Annotated in this window: 19 protein-coding genes and 1 pseudogene; 2 read left to right on the top strand and 18 right to left on the bottom strand. The window is 40.3% G+C overall.

What is annotated here, in order from left to right; genetic code table 11:
- Positions 1-60 precede the first annotated feature (60 nt).
- The 6 genes from hflC to thrA all read right to left on the bottom strand — a co-directional run bounded on the left by hflC (position 61) and on the right by thrA (position 7,931).
- A complete protein-coding gene (hflC, locus tag RDV53_RS01170; protein ID WP_005696627.1) occupies positions 61-948 on the bottom strand; it encodes a protease modulator HflC in 888 nt (295 codons plus the stop codon).
- Positions 948-2,189: an FtsH protease activity modulator HflK gene (gene hflK, locus RDV53_RS01175; RefSeq protein WP_032822634.1), complete on the bottom strand. Its 1,242-nt coding sequence runs from the start codon at positions 2,187-2,189 to the stop codon at positions 948-950. The genes hflC and hflK overlap by 1 nt, the downstream gene beginning before the upstream one ends.
- Before the next feature lie 129 nt (positions 2,190-2,318).
- Positions 2,319-3,029, bottom strand: coding sequence for a 4'-phosphopantetheinyl transferase family protein (locus RDV53_RS01180; protein WP_032822632.1), 711 nt, complete (start codon positions 3,027-3,029; stop codon positions 2,319-2,321).
- Between the two features lie 145 nt (positions 3,030-3,174).
- Complete coding sequence (gene thrC / locus RDV53_RS01185; RefSeq protein ID WP_005696630.1) at positions 3,175-4,449, bottom strand: threonine synthase; 1,275 nt, start codon at positions 4,447-4,449, stop codon at positions 3,175-3,177.
- Positions 4,450-4,526: 77 nt separating this feature from the next.
- Positions 4,527-5,471, bottom strand: coding sequence for a homoserine kinase (thrB, locus tag RDV53_RS01190; protein WP_005696633.1), 945 nt, complete (start codon positions 5,469-5,471; stop codon positions 4,527-4,529).
- Positions 5,472-5,483: 12 nt separating this feature from the next.
- Positions 5,484-7,931, bottom strand: coding sequence for a bifunctional aspartate kinase/homoserine dehydrogenase I (thrA, locus tag RDV53_RS01195; RefSeq protein ID WP_005696634.1), 2,448 nt, complete (start codon positions 7,929-7,931; stop codon positions 5,484-5,486).
- Between the two features lie 298 nt (positions 7,932-8,229).
- Here thrA and RDV53_RS01200 point away from each other — a divergent pair, with 298 nt between their 5' ends.
- Positions 8,230-8,934, top strand: a complete 705-nt coding sequence (locus tag RDV53_RS01200) for a YggS family pyridoxal phosphate-dependent enzyme (protein ID WP_005696636.1) — start codon at positions 8,230-8,232, stop codon at positions 8,932-8,934.
- A gap of 56 nt (positions 8,935-8,990) precedes the next feature.
- Here RDV53_RS01200 and murA read toward each other — a convergent pair whose 3' ends face one another.
- The 12 genes and pseudogenes from murA to galT all read right to left on the bottom strand — a co-directional run bounded on the left by murA (position 8,991) and on the right by galT (position 19,649).
- Positions 8,991-10,271, bottom strand: a complete 1,281-nt coding sequence (gene murA, locus RDV53_RS01205; RefSeq protein WP_005696637.1) for a UDP-N-acetylglucosamine 1-carboxyvinyltransferase — start codon at positions 10,269-10,271, stop codon at positions 8,991-8,993.
- An 8-nt stretch (positions 10,272-10,279) separates the two neighbouring features.
- Positions 10,280-10,537 (bottom strand): BolA family protein, encoded by a 258-nt coding sequence (locus RDV53_RS01210; protein ID WP_005697151.1) that lies wholly within the window; start codon positions 10,535-10,537, stop codon positions 10,280-10,282.
- A 13-nt stretch (positions 10,538-10,550) separates the two neighbouring features.
- Positions 10,551-10,886, bottom strand: coding sequence for an STAS domain-containing protein (locus RDV53_RS01215; protein ID WP_005696639.1), 336 nt, complete (start codon positions 10,884-10,886; stop codon positions 10,551-10,553).
- A gap of 4 nt (positions 10,887-10,890) precedes the next feature.
- Positions 10,891-11,538 (bottom strand): phospholipid-binding protein MlaC, encoded by a 648-nt coding sequence (gene mlaC, locus RDV53_RS01220; RefSeq protein ID WP_005696640.1) that lies wholly within the window; start codon positions 11,536-11,538, stop codon positions 10,891-10,893.
- Between the two features lie 21 nt (positions 11,539-11,559).
- On the bottom strand, positions 11,560-12,066 hold the full coding sequence (gene mlaD, locus RDV53_RS01225; protein ID WP_005696642.1) for an outer membrane lipid asymmetry maintenance protein MlaD: 507 nt from the start codon (positions 12,064-12,066) through the stop codon (positions 11,560-11,562).
- 12 nt (positions 12,067-12,078) lie between these two features.
- Complete coding sequence (gene mlaE, locus RDV53_RS01230; protein ID WP_005696644.1) at positions 12,079-12,864, bottom strand: lipid asymmetry maintenance ABC transporter permease subunit MlaE; 786 nt, start codon at positions 12,862-12,864, stop codon at positions 12,079-12,081.
- Positions 12,861-13,655 (bottom strand): phospholipid ABC transporter ATP-binding protein MlaF, encoded by a 795-nt coding sequence (gene mlaF, locus RDV53_RS01235; RefSeq protein WP_005696645.1) that lies wholly within the window; start codon positions 13,653-13,655, stop codon positions 12,861-12,863. The genes mlaE and mlaF overlap by 4 nt, the downstream gene beginning before the upstream one ends.
- A 71-nt stretch (positions 13,656-13,726) precedes the next feature.
- Complete coding sequence (lnt, locus tag RDV53_RS01240) at positions 13,727-15,259, bottom strand: apolipoprotein N-acyltransferase (RefSeq protein WP_032822663.1); 1,533 nt, start codon at positions 15,257-15,259, stop codon at positions 13,727-13,729.
- A 73-nt stretch (positions 15,260-15,332) separates the two neighbouring features.
- Positions 15,333-16,229, bottom strand: coding sequence for a CNNM family magnesium/cobalt transport protein CorC (gene corC, locus RDV53_RS01245; protein ID WP_005696647.1), 897 nt, complete (start codon positions 16,227-16,229; stop codon positions 15,333-15,335).
- 145 nt (positions 16,230-16,374) lie between these two features.
- Positions 16,375-17,400 (bottom strand): galactose-1-epimerase, encoded by a 1,026-nt coding sequence (gene galM / locus RDV53_RS01250; protein ID WP_005696649.1) that lies wholly within the window; start codon positions 17,398-17,400, stop codon positions 16,375-16,377.
- Positions 17,394-18,548 (bottom strand): annotated as a pseudogene (gene galK, locus RDV53_RS01255) (galactokinase). Before galK ends, galM begins: the two are co-directional and overlap by 7 nt.
- A 54-nt stretch (positions 18,549-18,602) precedes the next feature.
- Positions 18,603-19,649: a galactose-1-phosphate uridylyltransferase gene (galT, locus tag RDV53_RS01260; protein ID WP_005696652.1), complete on the bottom strand. Its 1,047-nt coding sequence runs from the start codon at positions 19,647-19,649 to the stop codon at positions 18,603-18,605.
- A gap of 215 nt (positions 19,650-19,864) precedes the next feature.
- Between galT and RDV53_RS01265 the strand changes: the two genes are divergently transcribed.
- A complete protein-coding gene (locus tag RDV53_RS01265) occupies positions 19,865-20,872 on the top strand; it encodes a substrate-binding domain-containing protein (protein ID WP_005697171.1) in 1,008 nt (335 codons plus the stop codon).
- Positions 20,873-21,022: the final 150 nt, after the last annotated feature.

Consider the following 21,022-nt stretch of genomic DNA (forward strand, 5'->3'; position numbering starts at 1 on the left):
AATTTAGCAATAAAAAATGCGGTTATTTCTAACCGCACTTTACTTTTCATTATCTCTTGCTTATTTCTTTGGCGCTTGCATAAAGCGGAAGAAATCACTGTCAGGTTTCAAAATCATCATATTATCTGAACCTTCGAAGCTACTTTCATAGGCTTTTAAGCTACGAATAAAGCTATAAAACTGTGGTTCTTGAGCAAAAGCTTGAGAATATAGTTTTGCCGCTGCCGCATCACCATTACCTCGTAATTCTTGTGCTGTTTTATTTGCATTCGCTAAGATCAAGGTAACTTTACGATCCACATCCGCTTGAATGAACGCCGCTTTTTCTTTACCTTGTGAGCGATGTTCACGGGCAACCGCATCACGTTCTGCACGCATACGTTGGTAAATCGAAGAGGAAACTTCATCTGGTAAGTTAATTTGTTTTACGCGAACATCGACGACTTCAATCCCTAATTCAGAAGTACTATCCTGCCCTGAATTTAACGCTTTTTTCGCACCTGCCATTAATTCACCACGTGTACCTGAAACGATGTCTTTAATCGTACGTGTACCAATTTCTGAACGCAGGCGGTCATTCACTTTACGGCTTAATAAGTTTGAAGCTTGGTTATAATCGCCACCACCTGTTGCAGTATAGAAACGACCGAAATCGCTGATTTTCCATTTCACATAGGAATCCACCAACAAGTCTTTTTTCTCGACTGTCACAAAACGGGTTGCAGACCCATCAAGAGTACGAATACGCGCATCAAGCACTTTAATGCTATCAATTAAAGGCAATTTGAAATGTAAACCTGGCTCATACACCACCACTTTATTTTCTGCATCACGTTGTACTTTGTTAAAACGCAACATGATGCCTCGAGTACCTTCAGTTACAACCACCACGCTGGAATACAACACCGCAGCAATCACCACAATAATCGGAAGTAAAAATTTACGCATTAATTAAATCTCCCTTGGCGAATGCCTTCACTTGATTGAACCGGTTGAGCCACTTGTGTTTCTACACGACGGTCCTGTATTGAAACAGGTGCAGAACTGACCGCACTTTCAGAAGTGGTAGTCATTGGCTTGGTCGCTTTTTTACCCATTAATTGCTCCAATGGCAATACAGTTAAATTGTTACCATTATTGCTATCTAGCATCACTTTAGGTGTGTTTGCCATCACTTTTTCCATGGTTTGAATATAAAGACGCTCTTTTAACAAATCAGGTGCCGCTTTAAATTCAGGTAGAAGACGTTGTAAACGTTCCACTTCCCCTTGCGCATCAAGCACAATGCGATCTTTATAAGCCGTTGCTTCTTCCACGATACGCTGTGCATCACCACGAGCGATTGGCTCTTTCTCGCGGGCATAAGCTTCTGCCTCACGAATGTAACGTTGTTCGTCTTCCTGTGCTTTAATCGCATCATCGAAAGCATCTTTCACTTCTTCTGGAGGACGTGCAGATTGGAAGTTCACGTCAATCACTTCAAGTCCCATATCATAAGGTTTTATAATATCGTTCAATGCTTTCCACGTATCTTCACGCACCACGGCACGACCGGTTGTCAGCACATCATTCATAGTCATATGACCTATCACATAACGAAGTGCGCTATCAGTCGCTTGCCCAAGACTATTATCTGCATTGCTCACGCTAAACAGGTATTTTTCAGGATTTTGCACGCGATATTGTACAGTCATTTCAACTTTAACCATGTTTTCATCTTTGGTTAACATCGCACCTTGCGTTTTAAGCTCACGAACTTGTTCTACATTCACTGGAATCACTTTATCAACAAAGGTTGGCTTCCAGTTTAAACCGGGTTGAACGATAGAATGAAACTCGCCAAAACGTAACGTCACGCCACGTTCCGCTTCTTTGATGGTGTAAAAACCGCTTGCACCCCAAATAATTCCCCCAATCACCACGGCGATCGGTAAAATTTTACCTAAATTAAATGAAGGCATATTAGGCGAAGTATTATTTGAACCACCTTTTTTATTACCACCACCTAATTTTTTCAACAGATTATTAAATACCTCTTCAATATCTGGTGGTGATTGCTCCTGATTCTTATTGTCTCGCGCGCCCCAGCCATTTTCATTTTGCTTATCTGATGAATTATCTGACTGTTTTGGACCGCTACTCTGTCCCGGTTTACCCCAAGGATCTTGATCTGGACCGTTTTGCGACATTACGTTCTCCATTTGTCTAAAGTTTTTAATGAGTTTAACGAAATAAATGAGGTTAGTCTATGAAAATACAAGTGGCAATGCAAATTATTACAAAATAAAAAATCCTTGAATATTTTCAAGGATTTTCTTTTATTCATTCACTTGGTAAATCAAGGATTTTTGTATATTTTTTTCTACTAAACCTTTTCCATCCCATTGATAAAAATGCGGTTGAATTTTTGACTGATTAATAAATGCAGCAAAATAAAAAGGTAATTCATCGGTAAAGAGCAACTCTCCTTTTGAACAATAATCTGAAAAGATCTGCAGTTGTTCTGGCAAATGCATCACACTTGAAAGTTTTACAATTCCAACACCTTGTGATTTCAATACTGCCTCACGCAAACACCAACAGCGATAAAAAGCCTGCTCCTCATCAAGTTGTTTAGCAAACCATTCTTGCTCTGCTTGTGGCGCGAAATGAGCCATTAGCGCAGAAAAACTCCGTTTTTTGGAAAATTCAATATCAATACCGACCGCACTTTTTTCTGATTTATTAATATGCAGTAATACGGCAACCCAATCGCCTGAGTGACTAATATTAAAATCGATATTATCAACGGAGAATTGTGGTCTGCCACTTTGTGTACGATAAATTTGCTCTAAAAGTGCGGTTGATTTTCCCGCTGTTTTTAACAACTGCCAAAGTAAAAAATGCGCCAATCGACGACATTGATGACGTTGCGTTATGCGAGAGTTCCCATGCAGTTCCATACGCAAATATTCAGGAACAAGATCCGTAGGGATTTCATCAAAAGAAAAAGGTTGCTGAATATTGGCGTAGGCAATAAAAGTTGTCATACAAATAATAAATAAACATATCAGTTTGATAGCATTATAAAAGGAAATCCGCCACGCGCCAACGGAACCCAAAAAGAAAGAGCGTTTATCCCGCCCTTTTGAGTAACAAAACAAAAGTGCGGTCAAAATCAACCGCACTTTTTTATTATTTCAACAAATATGCACGTAATTGTGCAAAATCGTCATCCATTTCATCAGAAAGTAATGGCAATTTATTGTGTTTATCCAACGCTTCTGGCAATGGAAGATCGAGCGAAAGAATACGCTCAACAGACTCTTTAAATTTCGCTGGATGTGCCGTACATAAGAAAATACCGGTTTCATCCGCTTTAAGTTGGTCTTTCAATACTTGATAGGCGATCGCACCGTGTGGTTCACATAAATAACCTTTTGCGTACATCGCTTTTAAAGTTTCTTCTGTTTCGCCATCACTTAACATGCCTGAACCTAAATCACTTAAATTCCAACCGTTACGTTTAAATAACTCTTCGACACGTGGCCAGTTGTTAGGACGACTAACATCCATCGCGTTAGAAAGGGTTGCTACAGTCGCTTTAGGTGCCCAGTTACCTGATTCTAAATAACGCGGCACAGTATCGTTCGCATTGGTTGAAGCAATAAAGCGTTTAATCGGTAAACCCAATGTTTTTGCAATTAAACCTGCCGTTAAGTTACCGAAGTTACCACTTGGTACGGAAACTACTACGTTATCACGTTTTTCTTTTGGTAATTGCGCTACCGCTTCAAAGTAATAACAAACTTGCGCTAATAAACGGCTAATATTAATGGAGTTCGCTGAGTTTAAACCAATCGCTTGACGTAGTTCTGCATCATCAAACGCTTGTTTGACTAACGCTTGGCAGGCATCAAAATCACCATTAATCGCAACAGTGCTAATATTGCCCCCTAAAGTACAAAAGAGCTTTTCTTGTAATGGGCTGATTTTGCCTTTCGGATATAAAATCACCACATTGATGTTTTCTAGCCCATAAAATGCGTGGGCAACTGCAGCACCGGTATCACCGGATGTTGCCGTTAAAATAGTAATTTTGCCATCACCACGCACTGCAGCGAGCGCCTGTGCCATAAAACGACCACCAAAGTCTTTAAATGCTAAAGTTGGTCCATGGAATAATTCAAGGGCATAAATATTGTCTTCTACTTTTTCTAACGGTGCAGGAAAAGTAAATGCATTTTTCACCATTGCATCTAATGTTGCTTTCGGTAGTTCTTCACCGATTAATGCGCCAAGAATTTTTTGGCTACGTTCAACCAGTGGTAAGGCTAATAACTCATCAATATTAGTTAAAGTTGGAATAGTTTCTGGAAAGAACAAACCTTGATCTTTGCCAAGTCCTTGACGTACTGCTTGCGCAAAATTTACTTGTTCTTCGGGGTGTTTAATGTTGTACAAATTCATTGTATATCCGTTAATTATAGAGTTTTAATAAAATGGTATTCCCCTCTTAATAAGAAGAGGGGAAGATGATTGACTGCTTAACCTAGCTCTCTCGCGCCATCATTATCAACCTTACAAACATGAACAAAGCCTTCATTGTTTTGTAAATAATGATTTTCTAAATAAGTCGCCAGTTTTGTTGCCGTTTGTAAATCGGGTGCAATGGAGAAAATCGTTGGACCAGAACCTGAAATTCCCGTCGCTAATGCGCCTAAATCACGAGTAGCTTGTTTCACTTCTGCGAAATTTGGTAATAAAGCCTCACGATAAGGTTCTGCAATCACATCTTTCATCATCATCGCTGCAAGGTTTTCTTGATGCGTGTGACATGCGTGCACAAAGCCACCTAAATGACGACCATGAGAAATTACATCCTGACGCGTATAGCTTTTCGGTAAAATTGCACGCGCTTCAGCGGTTGAAACCTCAATGCCTGGATAAGCTAAGACCCAATACCAATTATCAAAAAATGGCAGTTTTTGGCAAATGTTACCGAGGGATTGTACCATAAATTGCACACCGCCTAGGTAACAAGGTGCCACATTATCATAATGGATCGAGCCTGAAATACGCCCCTCTAGCTCTCCCATCATCTCTAACAATTCCATTTTTGAGAATGGTTCATCGTGGAATTTATTTAATGCCACTAATGCAGCCACGATAGAGCACGCACTTGACCCCAAGCCCGAACCAATCGGCATATTTTTCTCAAGGGTCAAACGCAATGGTTTGACTCTCATATTGCGTAATTTTAATTGCTCACTAAACAGCACATAGGCCTGATACACGATATTTTTTTGCGGCTCTTTTGGCAATTTACGCACAAAATAGCCCGCACTTTCGAGCTCAAAGCCACTTGGAATAGACTCAATCTGTACAACATCACCTAATAACGAACCATCAATCGGTGAAATGGCTGCACCTAACGTGTCAAACCCTACACTAATATTTGCACTCGATGCCGGCGCATAAATTCTTAACATGTTATGTCCTTTTTAGTGGTGTAATGTTCTTAAAATATCCGCAAAGATACCCGCTGCAGTCACGGCATTACCCGCACCGTAACCGCGTAATAACAACGGAATTGGTTGATAATACCGAGTGTAAAATGCAAGGGCATTTTCACCATCTTTCACCTTATACAATGGATTATTTTGATCCACCGCGATGATTGACACTTTGCAGTGGCCATCTTTAATTTGTCCTACGTAGCGCAATACTTTGCCTTCCGCTTTCGCGGCTTCAACGCGTGCTTTAAATTCCGCATCTAATTGTGGCAACATCGCCATAAATTCATCAGCTGATTTGCCTTCAGAGAAGCCTTTCGGTAACACGCCTTCCACTTCCACATCGGAAAGCTCAAGTTCTAGACCCGCTTCACGCGCTAAAATAAGCAATTTACGTGCCACATCTTGACCCGATAAATCATCACGAGGATCTGGCTCTGTAAAGCCTTTTTCACGTGCAAGTGCGGTCACTTCTGAAAGAGAAAGTCCTTCTTCTAATTTACCGAAGATGAAAGAAAGTGAGCCCGACAAAATGCCTTCGAAATACTCAAGCTCATCACCCGCTGCCAATAAATTCTGTAAGTTTTCGATAACCGGTAAGCCAGCGCCTACGTTGGTTTCGTACAGGAATTTATGTTGGCTTGCTTGTGCATTGCGACGTAATTCGTGGTAATAGGCTAATTCACGCGTATTCGCTTTTTTATTTGGGGTTACCACATGGAAGCCTTCTTTTAATGCGCGCGCATAAAGCCCAGCGACCGATTCAGCTGTTGTACAATCTACGAAGACTGGGTTCACTACGTGGTGTAATTTAATGAAAGATAACAAAACATCGAAATCAGAAGGTTGGGTCGCATTTTCAAGATCCACTTTCCAATTATCTAAATTTAATCCGTTTTCATCTAAAAGCATTTTGGTTGAATTCGCTAACGCACAAACTCGGATTTCAATGTCCTTCTTTGCAAGATACTCTTTTTGCTGCTTGATTTGCTCAATCAACTCGCCGCCAACACCACCTACACCGACTAGAAACATATCAACAACTTTTTTGTTATTAAAAAGCGCTTGGTGAGTGGCTTTCACAGCTTCAATCGCTTTATTTTGCGCCACTACCGCTGAAATTGAACGCTCAGAAGAACCCTGTGCAATTGCGACTAAGCTGATATTCGCTTGTGCCAATGCAGAGAAGAAACGAGCCGCGATACCTTTAGCTTGTTTCATACCATCACCTACAACTGAAATGATAGAAAGATCTTTTGCAACTTCAATAGGTTCTAAGTCATGCGCTTTTAATTCTGTCGCAAACTCTTGTTCTAAAACCGCTTTTGCTGCATCCGCTGATTTCACTGGTACACAGAAACTAATGCTGTATTCAGAGGACGATTGCGTAATTAAAATAACTGAAATACCGGCTTTTGACATCGCTGAAAATACACGCGCAGCCATCCCCACCATACCTTGCATACCAGGACCTGAAACATTAAACATTGCCACGTTATCAAGGTTAGTAATCCCTTTTACCTGTAACCCTTCAGATTTCACATGACCATCAATTATTGAACCTGGTGCAGATGAATTACCGGTATTTTTAATCACACAAGGGATTTGTTTTGGTAATAATGGACCAATTGTACGTGGATGGATCACTTTCGCGCCAAAATAAGAAAGCTCCATCGCTTCACGGTAAGAAAGGCTTGGTAATAAACGAGCATCTGGCACTAAACGTGGGTCACAAGTATAAACGCCATCTACATCAGTCCAAATTTCACAAACAGACGCATCTAAACAAGCGGCTAAACAGGCGGCTGAATAATCAGAACCATTACGGCCTAATAACACTAATTCACCTTTATCATTACATGCGGTAAAACCAGCCATTAAAACGACTTTATCTTTACCGATACTTTTCGCATCAACGCGTTTTGTCGATTCGTCAATATCAACTGAAGATTCTAAGTAACCACCTTGTGCTAATAATTGCTTAACTGGATCAACAATGTGAACACTGTATCCACGCGCTTCAAACCACGCTTTCATCATCGCAATCGATAATTTTTCACCACGACAGTCAATAGTTGCTTTAACTTTATCTTCTACTTTGCCAGCTTGGCGGATTTCTTCTAATAAGCCTTTAATTTGAGCAAATTCTGCATCAATGAGGGCTTTAGTACCAGCAAGATCAAATTTATTATTTTCAGCGTGTAAACCATTAATGATGTTATAGAAAATCTCAATGGCTTCGTTAAAGTGGGTATCAGTAGGTTGGTTTAATGCGGCTTTTTCAGAGAGGGCAACAAGATGGTTAGTAATTTTTGCAGGAGCAGATAAGACACCAGCCGCCTGCTCTTCCAAATGAGCTTTTTCGATTAATTGAGCCGCTTGCGAGAAACGCTCAGGGTTGGCTAATGAAGTGCCACCAAATTTTAATACGCGCATGATAATATCCTCAGATGTTGTGATTTTTAAATACTAAAAAACCCGCACTAGACTGAATGCGGGTTTTCTTGATCCTGTTTGTTACGCACTAACCCGCCCCATTATCATAATAATGGTGGTAATCGTGAAAGTGCGGTTATTTTTCATTGTGTTTTAACCTTGAAAAAAAAGATGTGTTTAGAAATACCGAAAAAGCGCGGGCTTGTCAAACACAAAATTGAAAAAATGAAGATTTTTTCTAAAAATCATCGCTTTGGTGTAGAATAAAGAGAGTTTCACATTGGTCAGGAAGGGAATTATGACAATTAAACAAGCACTCGAAACCATCCATCAAAAAATCCAAGATGCCACTCAACTCGCTCACCGCCCAGAAAGTGCGGTCACTTTATTAGCAGTTTCTAAAACGAAACCCAATGAAGCGATTTTAGAAGCCTATCATGCAGGACAAAAAGCATTTGGGGAGAACTACGTTCAAGAAGGTGTCGATAAAATTCAGTATTTTGAAGCACAGAATATTCAGCTTGAATGGCATTTTATTGGCCCATTGCAATCCAATAAAACGCGTCTTGTGGCTGAACATTTCGATTGGATGCAAACGCTAGAACGAGCCAAAATTGCCGATCGTTTAAATGAACAACGCCCTGCCAATAAAGCTCCGCTGAATGTTTTAATTCAAATTAATATCAGTGATGAGGCAAGTAAATCAGGTATTCAACCTAATGAAATGATCGAGCTTGCAAAACACATTGAAAATCTACCGCACTTACGTTTACGTGGATTAATGGCTATCCCTGCTCCAACAGACAATATTGCAGAACAAGAAGCGGCTTTTAGCCAAATGGAACAATTATTTGAGCAATTGAAAGTCGCTTTCCCTCATCAACAAATTGATACGCTTTCGATGGGAATGACCGATGATATGCAAACTGCCATTAAATGTGGCTCAACCATGGTACGTATTGGTACAGCCATTTTTGGGGCGAGAGATTATTCGAAAAAATAATGAATAGAAAATAAAAAAGCGGTCAAAATTGACCGCTCTTTTTTATCTGGATTTAATTAAACTTCTTCGCTCTTTTCAGAGAAACGTTCAATCTTCGCACCTAAGCAACGAAGTTTATCTTCAACGTGTTCATAACCACGATCGATGTGATAAATACGATCAACAATGGTTTCACCACTTGAGATACAACCTGCTAAGACAAGGCTGATTGATGCGCGTAAATCTGTTGCCATCACTTCTGCACCAGAAAGATGCTCAACACCATGACACACTGCAGTATTACCTTCAATCTCAGCTTTACCACCCATACGAATTAATTCTGGAATATGCATAAAGCGGTTTTCAAAGATGGTTTCAGTGATGATACTTGTACCTTCTGCCACCATGTTTAACAAAGTGAACTGAGCTTGCATATCGGTTGGGAAACCTGGGTGTGGTGCAGTACGAATATTAACAGCTTTTGGACGATTGCCATGCATATCCAAGGTAATGCTATCTTCTGTGACTTCAACTTGTGCACCCGCTTCACGAAGTTTATCAATTACCGCATCCATGGTATCCGCTTTGGTATTTTTACATACCACGCGACCACCAGAAATAGCACCTGCAATTAAGAATGTACCAGTTTCAATACGATCTGGCACAATGCTGTGCTCGCAACCAGTTAAACGTTCAACACCTTCAATAACAATATGATCCGTACCTGCACCTGTAATTTTAGCACCCATTTTGTTGAGAAAATCTGCCGTATCAACAATTTCCGGCTCGCGAGCAGCGTTTTCAATAATTGTTGTACCTTTTGCAAGCGTTGCAGCCATCATGATAGATAAAGTTGCACCAACGCTCACTTTTTCCATCACAATACGCGTACCTACAAGACGATCAGCAACAACCGCTTTTACGTAACCTTCATCAAGCTCAATGGTCGCACCGAGTTTTTCTAAGCCACTAATGTGAAGATCGACTGGACGTGCACCGATAGAACAACCACCCGGTAAAGAAACTTGACCTTGATTAAAACGAGCTACCAACGGTGCTAATGCCCAAATAGAGGCACGCATGGTTTTTACTAATTCATATGGTGCAACGAAGTGATCAATTTTAGAACAATCTAATAATACTGCACCTTCAGCATCACGCTCAGCTACAACGCCAAGTTTACGTAAGATTTTTAAGGTTGTATCAATATCTTTTAGTTCTGGTACGTTTGTTAATTTAACCGGCTCAGTTGCCAAAATTGCGGCAAAAAGAATAGGAAGTGCAGCATTTTTTGCACCAGAGATGGTTACAGTACCACTTAAGCAAGATTGCCCGCCATAAACACGAAATTTTTCCATAGAAAATCCTAGCTTGCTTGATGTAATAGACGATCCATTTTCCACTTTGCAGTGGTATAGGTTTTAATGGTTAAAGCGTGAATTTCGCCAGTTTGGAAATAAGGCATTAATGGCGCGTAGATGGTTTGTTGCTGCTTTAATTTAGAAAGTGCTGAGATCTCATCACTCACTACAATCACACCAAAGTGTGCATTTTCACCTTGAGCATAAACTTCATCTACATTCAGGCTTTCTTTTAAAATACGTTCAATTTCTTGCAGTTCCATTAGGATTTCCGTTTTAATGATGATCAATAAAAGTGCCAATCCAATGAGATAAATTCACTAAATCAGCAAGGGTTAATAACTGTTCCGGCGGATTTATCAACCGCACTTTTTTATTTGGTAACTGCTCACTATCATGTAGAAAATCACACAATAATGCAAAACCAGCCGAATCAATTCGTTTAATATTCGTTAAATCAAATTCAATGGTACTTTGATTAGCTAGCTTTTCTGATAAAAAAGAAGCACGTTGCTGCCATAATGGTAACAACGTGTTGCGGGATAGCTCCCCCGATAATTGGAGAGCTATCTTATCATTATTTTGGATTAAATCCCACTTTAACGCAGTCATTCGCTTATTTGCTCAATGTCACAGGTGCTGCGGCAGATTTTTGAATTTGAGCTGTTAATGCCTCAATACCTTGTTGACGTAAGATACCGCTCCATTCATTTTGTTTAGTTACAACCATGCTCACGCCTTCTGCAACCATGTCATAAGCTTGCCATTCACCAGTTTTACTGTTTTTACGCCATTTGAAATCTAATTTGATTGGCGCTTGTCCACCATTTTGCATGATGTTGACACGAATGCTCACAAGGTTTTTGTCACCCACTTCTTTAGCCGGTTCAATTTGAATATTTTGATCGGTATAAGCGGTTAACACTTGTGCATAAGCTTGTTCGATAAAATCGCTGAATGCTTTAAAGAATTTTTCACGTTGTTCTGGCGTAGTTGATTTGAAGTGTGAACCTAACACCAAAGAACCTGCATAGTTTACTTGCACGTAAGGTAATAAATCGTTACGCACGATGGTACGTAAATAATTTGGATCCTTTTTAATTTTTGCCTGATTGTTTTTGATATCGGCAAATAACTTATCTGATGCTTGTTGCATCAACACATAAGGGCTCGTTTCTGCACGTACAGTTTGAGTCACAAAAAGTGCAGTCACTGCAAATGCCATTACGCTAAACCATTTTTTAAACTGAGTAAATTTCATCATAAATCTCCTAAATAAAGATTATTATTTGGCTTCAGGTTCTGCTTTTTCAGCATTGCCGTCTGCTTTTTTATCGCCGTAAAGGAACTGGCCGATTAAATCTTCCAATACCATTGCGGATTTTGTGTCTTGAATTTGGCTACCGTTTTTTAACATCGCGGTTTCACCATCATCAAAGCCCATTGTTAAGGCGATATATTGCTCGCCCAATAATCCAGATGTTTTGATCGATAACGAACTGTTTTCCGGAATTTCTTTATATTCTTCATTAATCGCAATGCTTACTTTTGGCAAGTAAGATTTTTCATCTAACGTAATATCAGAAACACGACCGATTACCACTCCTCCTAGCTTAAGTGGCGCACGGACCTTTAGTCCACCAATATTGTCAAAAGTTGCAGTGACTGTGTAAGATTTTGTTTCACCAAAACCTTGCACATTTGCTACACGTAAGCCTAGAAATACTAACGCTGCGATACCGAGTAGTAAAAATAAGCCTACCCAAAATTCATATTTAATTGTTTGTCTCATAAAAATACCCTATTAACCTGCCCCAAACATAATAGCAGTTAAGATGAAATCGAGCCCAAGTACCACAAGTGATGCGTGGACAACCGTTCTGGTTGTGGCTTGACTGATACCTTCAGATGTTGGAATACAATCATAACCATTGAATAACGCAATCCACACCACTGCAATGGCGAAAAATACGCTTTTAATAAATCCATTTAAAATGTCATAGCTCCAGCTGACGGCATTTTGCATCACTGACCAGAAGCTACCTGCATCGACACCTTTCCAATCTACACCAACAAGCGCACCGCCCCAAATACCAATCGCGGTAAAGAGAAGCGCAAGAATTGGCATTGCAATCAAGCCCGCCCAAAAACGCGGTGCAATCACTCGACGTAATGGGTCAACTGCCATCATTTCAAGGCTGGAAAGTTGTTCTGTGGCTTTCATTAAGCCAATTTCAGCCGTTAACGCTGAACCTGCACGACCCGCAAATAAAAGTGCGGTCACTACTGGGCCTAATTCACGTAATAAAGACAGCGCTACAAGTTGTCCAAGGCTGGTTTCTGCTGAAAAATCAACTAAGACCACATAACCTTGTAAGCCCAACACCATCCCAATAAATAAACCTGAAAGCAGGATAATTAGTAAAGACTGTACACCTAATACGTGTAACTGTTTCACTAATAAAGGAAAATGTTTACGAACTTGCGGTTTACCTACGAGCGCACCAAACAGCATAAAGCCTGAGCGGCCTAATGCGCGGAAAAATTTGATTACACTTCGTCCAAGTGAAGAAATCATATCAACAATCATTTAAATAATTCCTCCACATAATCACCTGCCGGATAATGGAATTTTACCGGACCATCGGCTTCACCTTTCAAGAACTGTACCACTTGCGGATCTTGACTCGCGAGCAATTGTTCTGATGTTCCTTCAGCAATCACATGTTTATCCGCAATGATATAGGCATAATCTGCAATGCTTAATATTTCATTCACATCATGGGAAACCACGATAGAGGTTAAATTCAGTGCTTCATTAAAACGTTTAATTAAGCTCACGATCACGCCCATGCTGATTGGATCTTGCCCCGTAAACGGCTCATCAAACATGATTAAATCTGGGTCAAGTGCAATCGCTCGAGCCAATGCTGCACGACGCGCCATCCCCCCAGAAAGCTCTGAAGGCATCAAATCTGCCGCACCGCGTAAGCCCACCGCTTCTAATTTCATCAACACAATTTGACGAATTAGACTTTCTGGCAAGCGCGTATGCTCGCGAATCGGAAATGCCACGTTATCAAACGTTGAAATATCCGTAAATAATGCACCTGATTGGAATAACATTCCCATGCGTTTACGCACTTCGTAAAGCTCACGATTTGAAAGACGACAAATATCTTGTCCATCAAACAAAATCTCGCCCTGTTCAGGATGCAACTGACCACCAATTAATTTTAGCAGCGTGGTTTTCCCGATCCCTGATGGCCCCATAATGGCCGTAATTTTGCCCTGTTGGACTTTCAAATTCAGGTTATCGTAAATCACACGCTCACCTCGTTTAAAGGTCAGGTTTTTGACTTCGATTAGATTTTTATTCATTAAAATCTCATTGGTTTTATAAGAGAAATTTATTTTTCTCTCACGTTAAAAAAATGCGGTCGTTTTGACTGCTATTTTTGTGAAAGGTTCAAGCGGCGTTTTAATAACGTCGTGAAGCCACGTAATAACACAAAAATCAATGACAACACATAAATAGGAAAATTACCTAATGCTGCATAAGGCGTTTTGCCTTCTGTTGGCACCATTTTATGGGTCAGTGTGGTTTCCTCAAATTGAGGCGCTTGTGCTTCAATCTTGCCTTTTGCATCAATAAACACTGAAATCCCTGTATTCGTTGCACGAATTAATGGTTTTCCTAATTCAATCGCGCGCATTCTAGCCATTTGTAAATGCTGCCAAGGGCCAATACTATCACCAAACCATGCATCATTAGAAATTGTCAGCAAATAATCGGTTTCTTTTTTCAGATTTTCACGAAGTTGCTCACCAAAAATAATTTCATAACAAATAGCCGGTGCAAAAGCATGTTGCTTCGCCATAAATGACGGCTGTACCGCATCGCCACTTTGGAACGCAGACATTGGCAAATTAAATACAGAATTAAGTGGGCGCAACAAACTTTCTAATGGCACATATTCACCAAATGGCACGAGATGATGTTTGCTATAACGATTTTTCGTCGTCAACTCATAAGGAAAATCAGGATTCCCTGCCGTTACAATGGAATTTAATAATTTACCGCTTTGCTCATCACGATACACGGTGCCAATCATCACTTCCGTGTTTTTCTCTTTTGCGACTTTATCTAAGGCTTCAAAAAATGGCGTAATCGCATTTTCAAGAGTAGGCAATGCCGACTCGGGCAAAATAATCAAATCAGACTTGCCTAAATGCGCCAAAATTTGTTTTTGATAGATGTCTACCGTGGCATAAAGATATTCTGGATCCCATTTCAAATTTTGCTCAATATTACCTTGTGCAAGCGTGATCGTTAGCCCTTTACCTTCTTTGGGTTGAACAAAATTCACCTTACCGGCATAAGCGCTTAATCCACCCACAACCAATAATAGCAACGCATTTACGCCGACTAAATTCCATTGTTTTTTCGATAGTGCAAAAATAAGGTTAAAAATGACCGCACTTGCCCAAACGGTAAAGAATGTCATCCCTGTGACACCAAAGATCGGCGCGATACCGTAAAACGGACTGTCGATTTGGGTATAACCAAATTGTAACCAAGGAAAACCGGTAAACACCCAACCACGCAAGAATTCAGTCAATGTCCAAATCGCGGCAAAAATGACCGCACTTTGTACCTGAAAACGCTGCACTAAATAAGTGAAAAGCATAGGATAAAGTGCTAGGTAAGCCGAAAGTAAGCCTACCAAGAGATAACTCACGCCAAGGGAAGCGCCACCAAATTGATGAATGCTGACATTTAACCAACTTACACCAAAACAGAAAAAGCCCATCGACCACAAAAAGGTGGCCAAAAGTGCGGTTGATTTTTTGGTATTTTTCGCCACAAAAAGCAATCCGCCCAACGATACATAGGCTAATCCCCAATAATCAAACGGCGAAAAGGCAAACACGCCAATCACACCAGAAATCAGAGCAATAAGATAAATCACTAACTTATTCATTTTATCCATACTATAAAAAAATATTCCCCCTCTTCAGCAAAGAGGGGGCTAAGAATACGGTCAACTGAGCAACTTATTCAGCTTGCTCTTCCACGCCTTCCATATCCGATAAATGCTCATCCGGCACAGTTACACGCACCTGAATCAAACGGCGACTATCGGCAGAAGTTACTTTAAATTGAATATTTTCTAAGGTAATTTCTTCACCTCGCTTAGGCAAATACCCAAAAGCTTGCATAATCAAACCGCCAATGGTATCCACTTCTTCATCATCAAAATGCGTATTAAATTGTGTATTAAAATCATCAATATCTGTTAGTGCACGCACCGCATAAGTATGACGAGAAAGCTGACGAATATCGGCGACATCTTCCTCATCGAACTCGTCTTCAATATCACCCACAATTTGTTCGAGAATATCTTCGATGGTCACTAAACCTGATACCGCACCAAACTCATCTACCACAATTGCCATATGGAAACGCTCAGAGCGAAAATCTTTTAACATACGATCGACACGTTTACTTTCCGGCACAATCACAACTGGACGTAACAACTTGGAAAGTTCGAACTCTTCCGCATCTTCACGTAAAAACTTAAGCAAATCTTTTGCGTGCAAAATACCTTCAATATTATCGCGGTCATCCGTATCGGCAATCACAGGAAAACGAGAGTGGGCAGATTCAATAATGGTATTCAAGCAGGCATCGAGATCTTGATTCGATTCAATAAATACAATTTGAGAGCGTGGAATCATGATATCGCGTACACGAAGCTCGGCGATTTCCATTACCCCTTCAATCATCTCACGAGTATTTTGATCGATTAAATCGTTTTGTTCTGAATCGCGAATCACTTCCACGAGTTCTTCACGGTTTTTCAGCTCACCTTGGAAAAAACGCCCAATAAGCGATTGAAAAAAAGATTTTTTAGTTGTTTCAGTTTGATTACTCGAATGTTCTTCGTTCATAAAATTAAATGTGTTACTGTCGGATTGACTGCGTAAAAAGTAGCATATTTTGACAAAAATCGCAAAAAACTTAAGCTAAATGGCTGAAAATAAAGTGCGGTTAAAAACATAAAAATTTTTAACCGCACTTTTATTAACTGATTACCTATTTAAACCTAAACTCTGTCCATTGGTAATAGCGTTCACCTGTTTTTTGAATACCGCCATAATTTTGCCATTCGGGATGGTTAGGGGTATCGGGAAGACATTGAGTTTCAAGTGCGATGCCGCTGAAATCTTGATAAGTGTCACCTTCACGAGTTGGAGTGCCTGCAAGATAGTTTCCCGTATAAACCTGTAACGCGGCTTGGGATGTGAGCACTTCAAGGCTTAAATCTTCATTAGGGGAAGTCAATAATGCGCAAGGTTTTTGCCATGCTTTATTGACGATAAAGGAATGATCGTAACCTTTCGTTACCACTTGCTCGCCTTGTTGGAAATCTTGTGCGATTGGTTTTGCCACTCGAAAATCAAAGCTGGTATTCACCACATGCTTAAGTGGTGAATTTGGGATGCCTTCACCATCAACCGGTAAATAGAAATCCGCATTAAGGCGTAGTGTATGATTTCGCACATCACTGCCCTGCTCGGCATTTTCTAAATTGAAATAAGCGTGGTTTGTTAAGTTCAGCGCGGTATCTTTATCGCTTTCTGCTTCGTATTCAATTTTTACACTATTTTCATCGGTCAGCGTGTAAATCACATTAGCTTTAACATTACCTTCAAAACCTTGATCACCATCGGGAGACACAAGGGAAAAACGCACAAAATTCTGACCGCACTCTTCCACCTTCCAACGGCGTTTATCAAAGCCTTCTTTACCGCCATGTAATTGATGTTTGCCTTGATTAGCGACCAGCTGGATTGTTCGCTCACCCAATTCAAATTGGGCGTTAGCAATACGGTTCGCATAGCGTCCTATGCTTGCGCCCAAATAAGCAGTTTGATGAGGATAATCCTCCACTTTGCAGCCGAGTAAAACTTCTCGCAACTCACTGTTCACAGGGACTTTACATGAAAGCCAAGTGGCTCCCCAATCCATAAATTGCACGGTCATGTCATTCGAATTAGTGAGTTGAACAAGTTGATAAGGCTGTCCATCTGGTGCATTGAACGCCGTTTTTTCTAGCATAGACTCACTCCTTGTGAGGCAGTGCAAACGTAGAAATCTTCTTTTAAGCCCGTTTGTTTTTCATAATTATCGGCAATAATTTTACGGACAGATTCGACTTTATCATGAGGCGCAAGCGCTACAATGCAACCACCAAAACCACCGCCTGTCATTCTCGCGCCACCGGTTTTACCAATGACTAATTGAGCGAGTTCCACAAGATAATCAATTTGTGGCACAGTAATCTCGAAATCATCACGCATGGACTCGTGAGATTGCCCCATTAATTCACCTAATTTTATTAAATCATTATGTTTTAATGCTTCAACGGCATCAAGCACACGTTGGTTTTCGGTCACCACATGGCGTGCACGTTTGGCCACTAAAGCATTAAGTGCGGTCAATTCTGCTTCTCTTTTTTAGAATTCTTCTACTGACACATCACGTAGCGCTTTTACGCCAAAGAATTCTGCGGCTTTTTCACATTGCCAACGGCGTGTGTTGTATTCACCCGTGACCAAATCATGCGGTACATTTGAGTTCACAATAATGACGGCAACATCTTTCGGCACGGGTGTTGGTTTTGTTTCTAAGCTACGACAATCAATCATTAAGAGATGCTCTTTTTGACCTAACGCGGAAATTAATTGATCCATGTTTCCGCAATTCGCACCTACAAATTTGTTTTCAGCTTTTTGACCTATTAAAGCAATCTCTGTATTTGTTAAAGGTAAATCGCTCAATTGTTGGCAAAACTTACCCGTCGCCACTTCAAGGGCTGCAGAAGAACTTAAACCGGAAGAATGTGGCACATTTCCGGAAATGACCAAATCAGCACCTTGTTTAAATTGCGGGCAACGTTCTTGAATAAATTTCACGACACCACGCACATAATTCGCCCATTTTTGCTCACTTTGAGGAAAATCTTCATCAAGAGAAAAGGTATCCTCAAGATCAAGATCTGCTGCATAAACATTCCAAATATGATCAGTACGTTTTGATCCCGCAATGGCGGTACCATAATTGATCGCACAAGGCATCACAAAGCCATCATTGTAATCCGTATGTTCGCCGATAATATTAACACGACCTGGCGCATACACGGTCAGTTCTGGTTGCTTGTTATATTTTTGCGTAAAAATGTGTTGGGATTTTTGGACTGGAGTCATATTATTTTCCTTTATCTTTCACACTCCCTCTTAACTCAAGAGGGAAAGGGTTTCTTAACGTTCTTTATAATGTACTTCGCTTAACGCACGTAATCTTTCTGCTGCTTGTTCAGCAGTGAGGTCTCGCTGGCTTTCACCTAGCATTTCATAGCCCACCATAAATTTGCGAACCGTAGCAGAACGCAACAACGGTGGATAAAAATGCGCATGAAACTGCCAATGTTCGTTATCTTCACCATTAAATGGTGCAGCATGGAAGCCCATCGAATAAGGGAAAGACGTTTCAAATAAGTTATCGTATTTCGTTGCCAATTTTTTCAATATCACGGCAAGATCTTTAGCTTGAGCCTCCGTTAATTCTGTTAAGCGTTTGACATGCACTTTAGGCAACAACAAGGTCTCAAATGGCCATACCGCCCAATAAGGCACCACGGCAACCCAATGCTCGGTTTCCACTACAATACGTTCTTTTTTCTCTAATTCTTTTTGAACGTAATCCACTAAAAGCACCGAACCGTGTTTTTCATAATAATTTCGTTGAGCAACATCTTCACGCGCGACTTCATTTGGTAAAAAGCTATTTGCCCAGATTTGTCCATGCGGATGGGGATTGGAGCATCCCATTGCAGCGCCTTTGTTTTCAAAAATCTGTACCCACTGATATTTTTGCCCCAGTTCACACAATTGCTCTTGCCACACTTTAATCACTTCTTCAATTTCAAGTGCGGTCAATAATGGCAAGGTTTTGCTGTGATCTGGTGAAAAACAAATAACACGGCTTTCACCACGAGCTTGGCTCATTTGGAAAAGAGGATCGGCTGATTGCTCTGGCGCGGGTGTATTTTCTAATAAAGCCGAGAAATCATTTTTGAATACATAAGGTTTATGGTAATCCGGATTAGGTTCGCCAGTGATACGTTTATTACGCGGGCAAAGATAACAATTTGGATCGTGGCTTGGCTTTTGTTCCTCACCCACTTTTTCTTGTTGCCCTTGCCATGGACGTTTAGCGCGATGTGGTGAGACTAAAACCCATTGATCAATTAACGGATTATAACGACGATGCGGATGATCTGTCGGTTCAAATACGGTTTCGTTCATATTTTTGCTCCTAAAATGTAAACGATTACAAAATTTTCTTCATAAGATAACAAATTAAAAAAAATAAACCGTGATCATTATCACAAAATCAGGAAATAAGGCACTAGTCTAATCTCTTTTTTGTGACGAATGTAGCATTTTTGAAAGTAACCGCTTTCAATTTTATTCAAATTTACTATGATAATTACCATGAAAAAATGAATGAGAGCCCTGTTATGCCTACAATTCGAGATGTTGCTGAATTAGCTTGCGTGTCGGTTGCCACTGTTTCCCGGGTGATTAATCACTCTCCTTCCGTAAGTGAAAAAACCCGTTATTCAGTACAACGCGCGATGGAAGTCTTAAATTATCAACCCAATGCAAACGCACAAGCTCTAGCAGTACAAAATACTGATACCATTGGCGTGGTGGTTACTGATGTAACAGATCCGTTTTTTGCTATCTTGGTCAAATCAGTCGATAAAGTTGCTGAAGAGCATCAAAAAACGATTTTGATCGGTATTGGCTATCACCATGCTGAAAAAGAGCGTGAAGCGATTGATACCTTGCTACGCAAGCGTTGTAGCTGTTTGGTTGTTCATTCCAAAGCCCTTTCAGACGAAGAATTACGTCATTATCTCGAAAATGTACCAGGTATGGTTGTGATTAACCGTGTAATTGCAGGTTATGAAAATCGTTGTGTCAGCCTCGATAATCGCCAAGGTACCTATCTTGCTACTGAAATGCTGATTCGTTATGGCCATAAGCACATCGCCTACATTGGATCTAATCACGGTATTTTAGATGAAACCGAGCGTAAAGAAGGTTATTTAGAGGCCTTAGAAGCACATAACTTCCCCATTGTAGAACAAGCCATTGTGCATAATTCACCGGATTTTGAAGGCGGTGAAAAAGCCATGATTGATCTATTAAGCTACAACTCGAATTTAACTGCAGTGGTAGCCTATAACGATACCATGGCAGCGGGTGCAATTTCCGTTTTAAATGAAAACAATATCAAAGTGCCGAAACAGTTTTCCATTGTGGGTTTTGATGATATGCCGATTGCTCGATATTTAATTCCAAAGCTCACAACTATTCGTTATCCAATTGATTTAATGGCGAATTATGCTGCAAAACTGGCATTAAGTTTAGTTGATTCATCTATTATCACACCAACTGTTGTGCAATTTAATCCAACATTAGTAAGACGTTTTTCCGTAGAAAACACTATGAAACCGTGATGGAGATCACAAATTTAAACATTATTATGTAATCGTTTTCATTTATGTGAGTTTGATCACAGATTAACGATTTTGATTTCGTTATGATGGGTTCAGTTGCAATAGATTTACGCAACATTCCTCTATTTGGTATATAAAAAATCAACAATA

The sequence above is a fragment of the Haemophilus parainfluenzae ATCC 33392 genome, from assembly GCF_031191205.1.
GTDB lineage: Bacteria > Pseudomonadota > Gammaproteobacteria > Enterobacterales > Pasteurellaceae > Haemophilus_D > Haemophilus_D parainfluenzae.

What these genes read in the sequence shown, in the direction of transcription:
- hflC (WP_005696627.1), bottom strand. Translation starts at nt 948, where the DNA reads ATGCGTAAATTTTTACTTCCGATTATTGTGGTGATTGCTGCGGTGTTG.
- hflK (WP_032822634.1), bottom strand. Translation starts at nt 2,189, where the DNA reads ATGTCGCAAAACGGTCCAGATCAAGATCCTTGGGGTAAACCGGGACAG.
- RDV53_RS01180 (WP_032822632.1), bottom strand. Translation starts at nt 3,029, where the DNA reads ATGACAACTTTTATTGCCTACGCCAATATTCAGCAACCTTTTTCTTTT.
- thrC (WP_005696630.1), bottom strand. Translation starts at nt 4,449, where the DNA reads ATGAATTTGTACAACATTAAACACCCCGAAGAACAAGTAAATTTTGCG.
- thrB (WP_005696633.1), bottom strand. Translation starts at nt 5,471, where the DNA reads ATGTTAAGAATTTATGCGCCGGCATCGAGTGCAAATATTAGTGTAGGG.
- thrA (WP_005696634.1), bottom strand. Translation starts at nt 7,931, where the DNA reads ATGCGCGTATTAAAATTTGGTGGCACTTCATTAGCCAACCCTGAGCGT.
- RDV53_RS01200 (WP_005696636.1), top strand. Translation starts at nt 8,230, where the DNA reads ATGACAATTAAACAAGCACTCGAAACCATCCATCAAAAAATCCAAGAT.
- murA (WP_005696637.1), bottom strand. Translation starts at nt 10,271, where the DNA reads ATGGAAAAATTTCGTGTTTATGGCGGGCAATCTTGCTTAAGTGGTACT.
- RDV53_RS01210 (WP_005697151.1), bottom strand. Translation starts at nt 10,537, where the DNA reads ATGGAACTGCAAGAAATTGAACGTATTTTAAAAGAAAGCCTGAATGTA.
- RDV53_RS01215 (WP_005696639.1), bottom strand. Translation starts at nt 10,886, where the DNA reads ATGACTGCGTTAAAGTGGGATTTAATCCAAAATAATGATAAGATAGCT.
- mlaC (WP_005696640.1), bottom strand. Translation starts at nt 11,538, where the DNA reads ATGATGAAATTTACTCAGTTTAAAAAATGGTTTAGCGTAATGGCATTT.
- mlaD (WP_005696642.1), bottom strand. Translation starts at nt 12,066, where the DNA reads ATGAGACAAACAATTAAATATGAATTTTGGGTAGGCTTATTTTTACTA.
- mlaE (WP_005696644.1), bottom strand. Translation starts at nt 12,864, where the DNA reads ATGATTGTTGATATGATTTCTTCACTTGGACGAAGTGTAATCAAATTT.
- mlaF (WP_005696645.1), bottom strand. Translation starts at nt 13,655, where the DNA reads ATGAATAAAAATCTAATCGAAGTCAAAAACCTGACCTTTAAACGAGGT.
- lnt (WP_032822663.1), bottom strand. Translation starts at nt 15,259, where the DNA reads ATGAATAAGTTAGTGATTTATCTTATTGCTCTGATTTCTGGTGTGATT.
- corC (WP_005696647.1), bottom strand. Translation starts at nt 16,229, where the DNA reads ATGAACGAAGAACATTCGAGTAATCAAACTGAAACAACTAAAAAATCT.
- galM (WP_005696649.1), bottom strand. Translation starts at nt 17,400, where the DNA reads ATGCTAGAAAAAACGGCGTTCAATGCACCAGATGGACAGCCTTATCAA.
- galT (WP_005696652.1), bottom strand. Translation starts at nt 19,649, where the DNA reads ATGAACGAAACCGTATTTGAACCGACAGATCATCCGCATCGTCGTTAT.
- RDV53_RS01265 (WP_005697171.1), top strand. Translation starts at nt 19,865, where the DNA reads ATGCCTACAATTCGAGATGTTGCTGAATTAGCTTGCGTGTCGGTTGCC.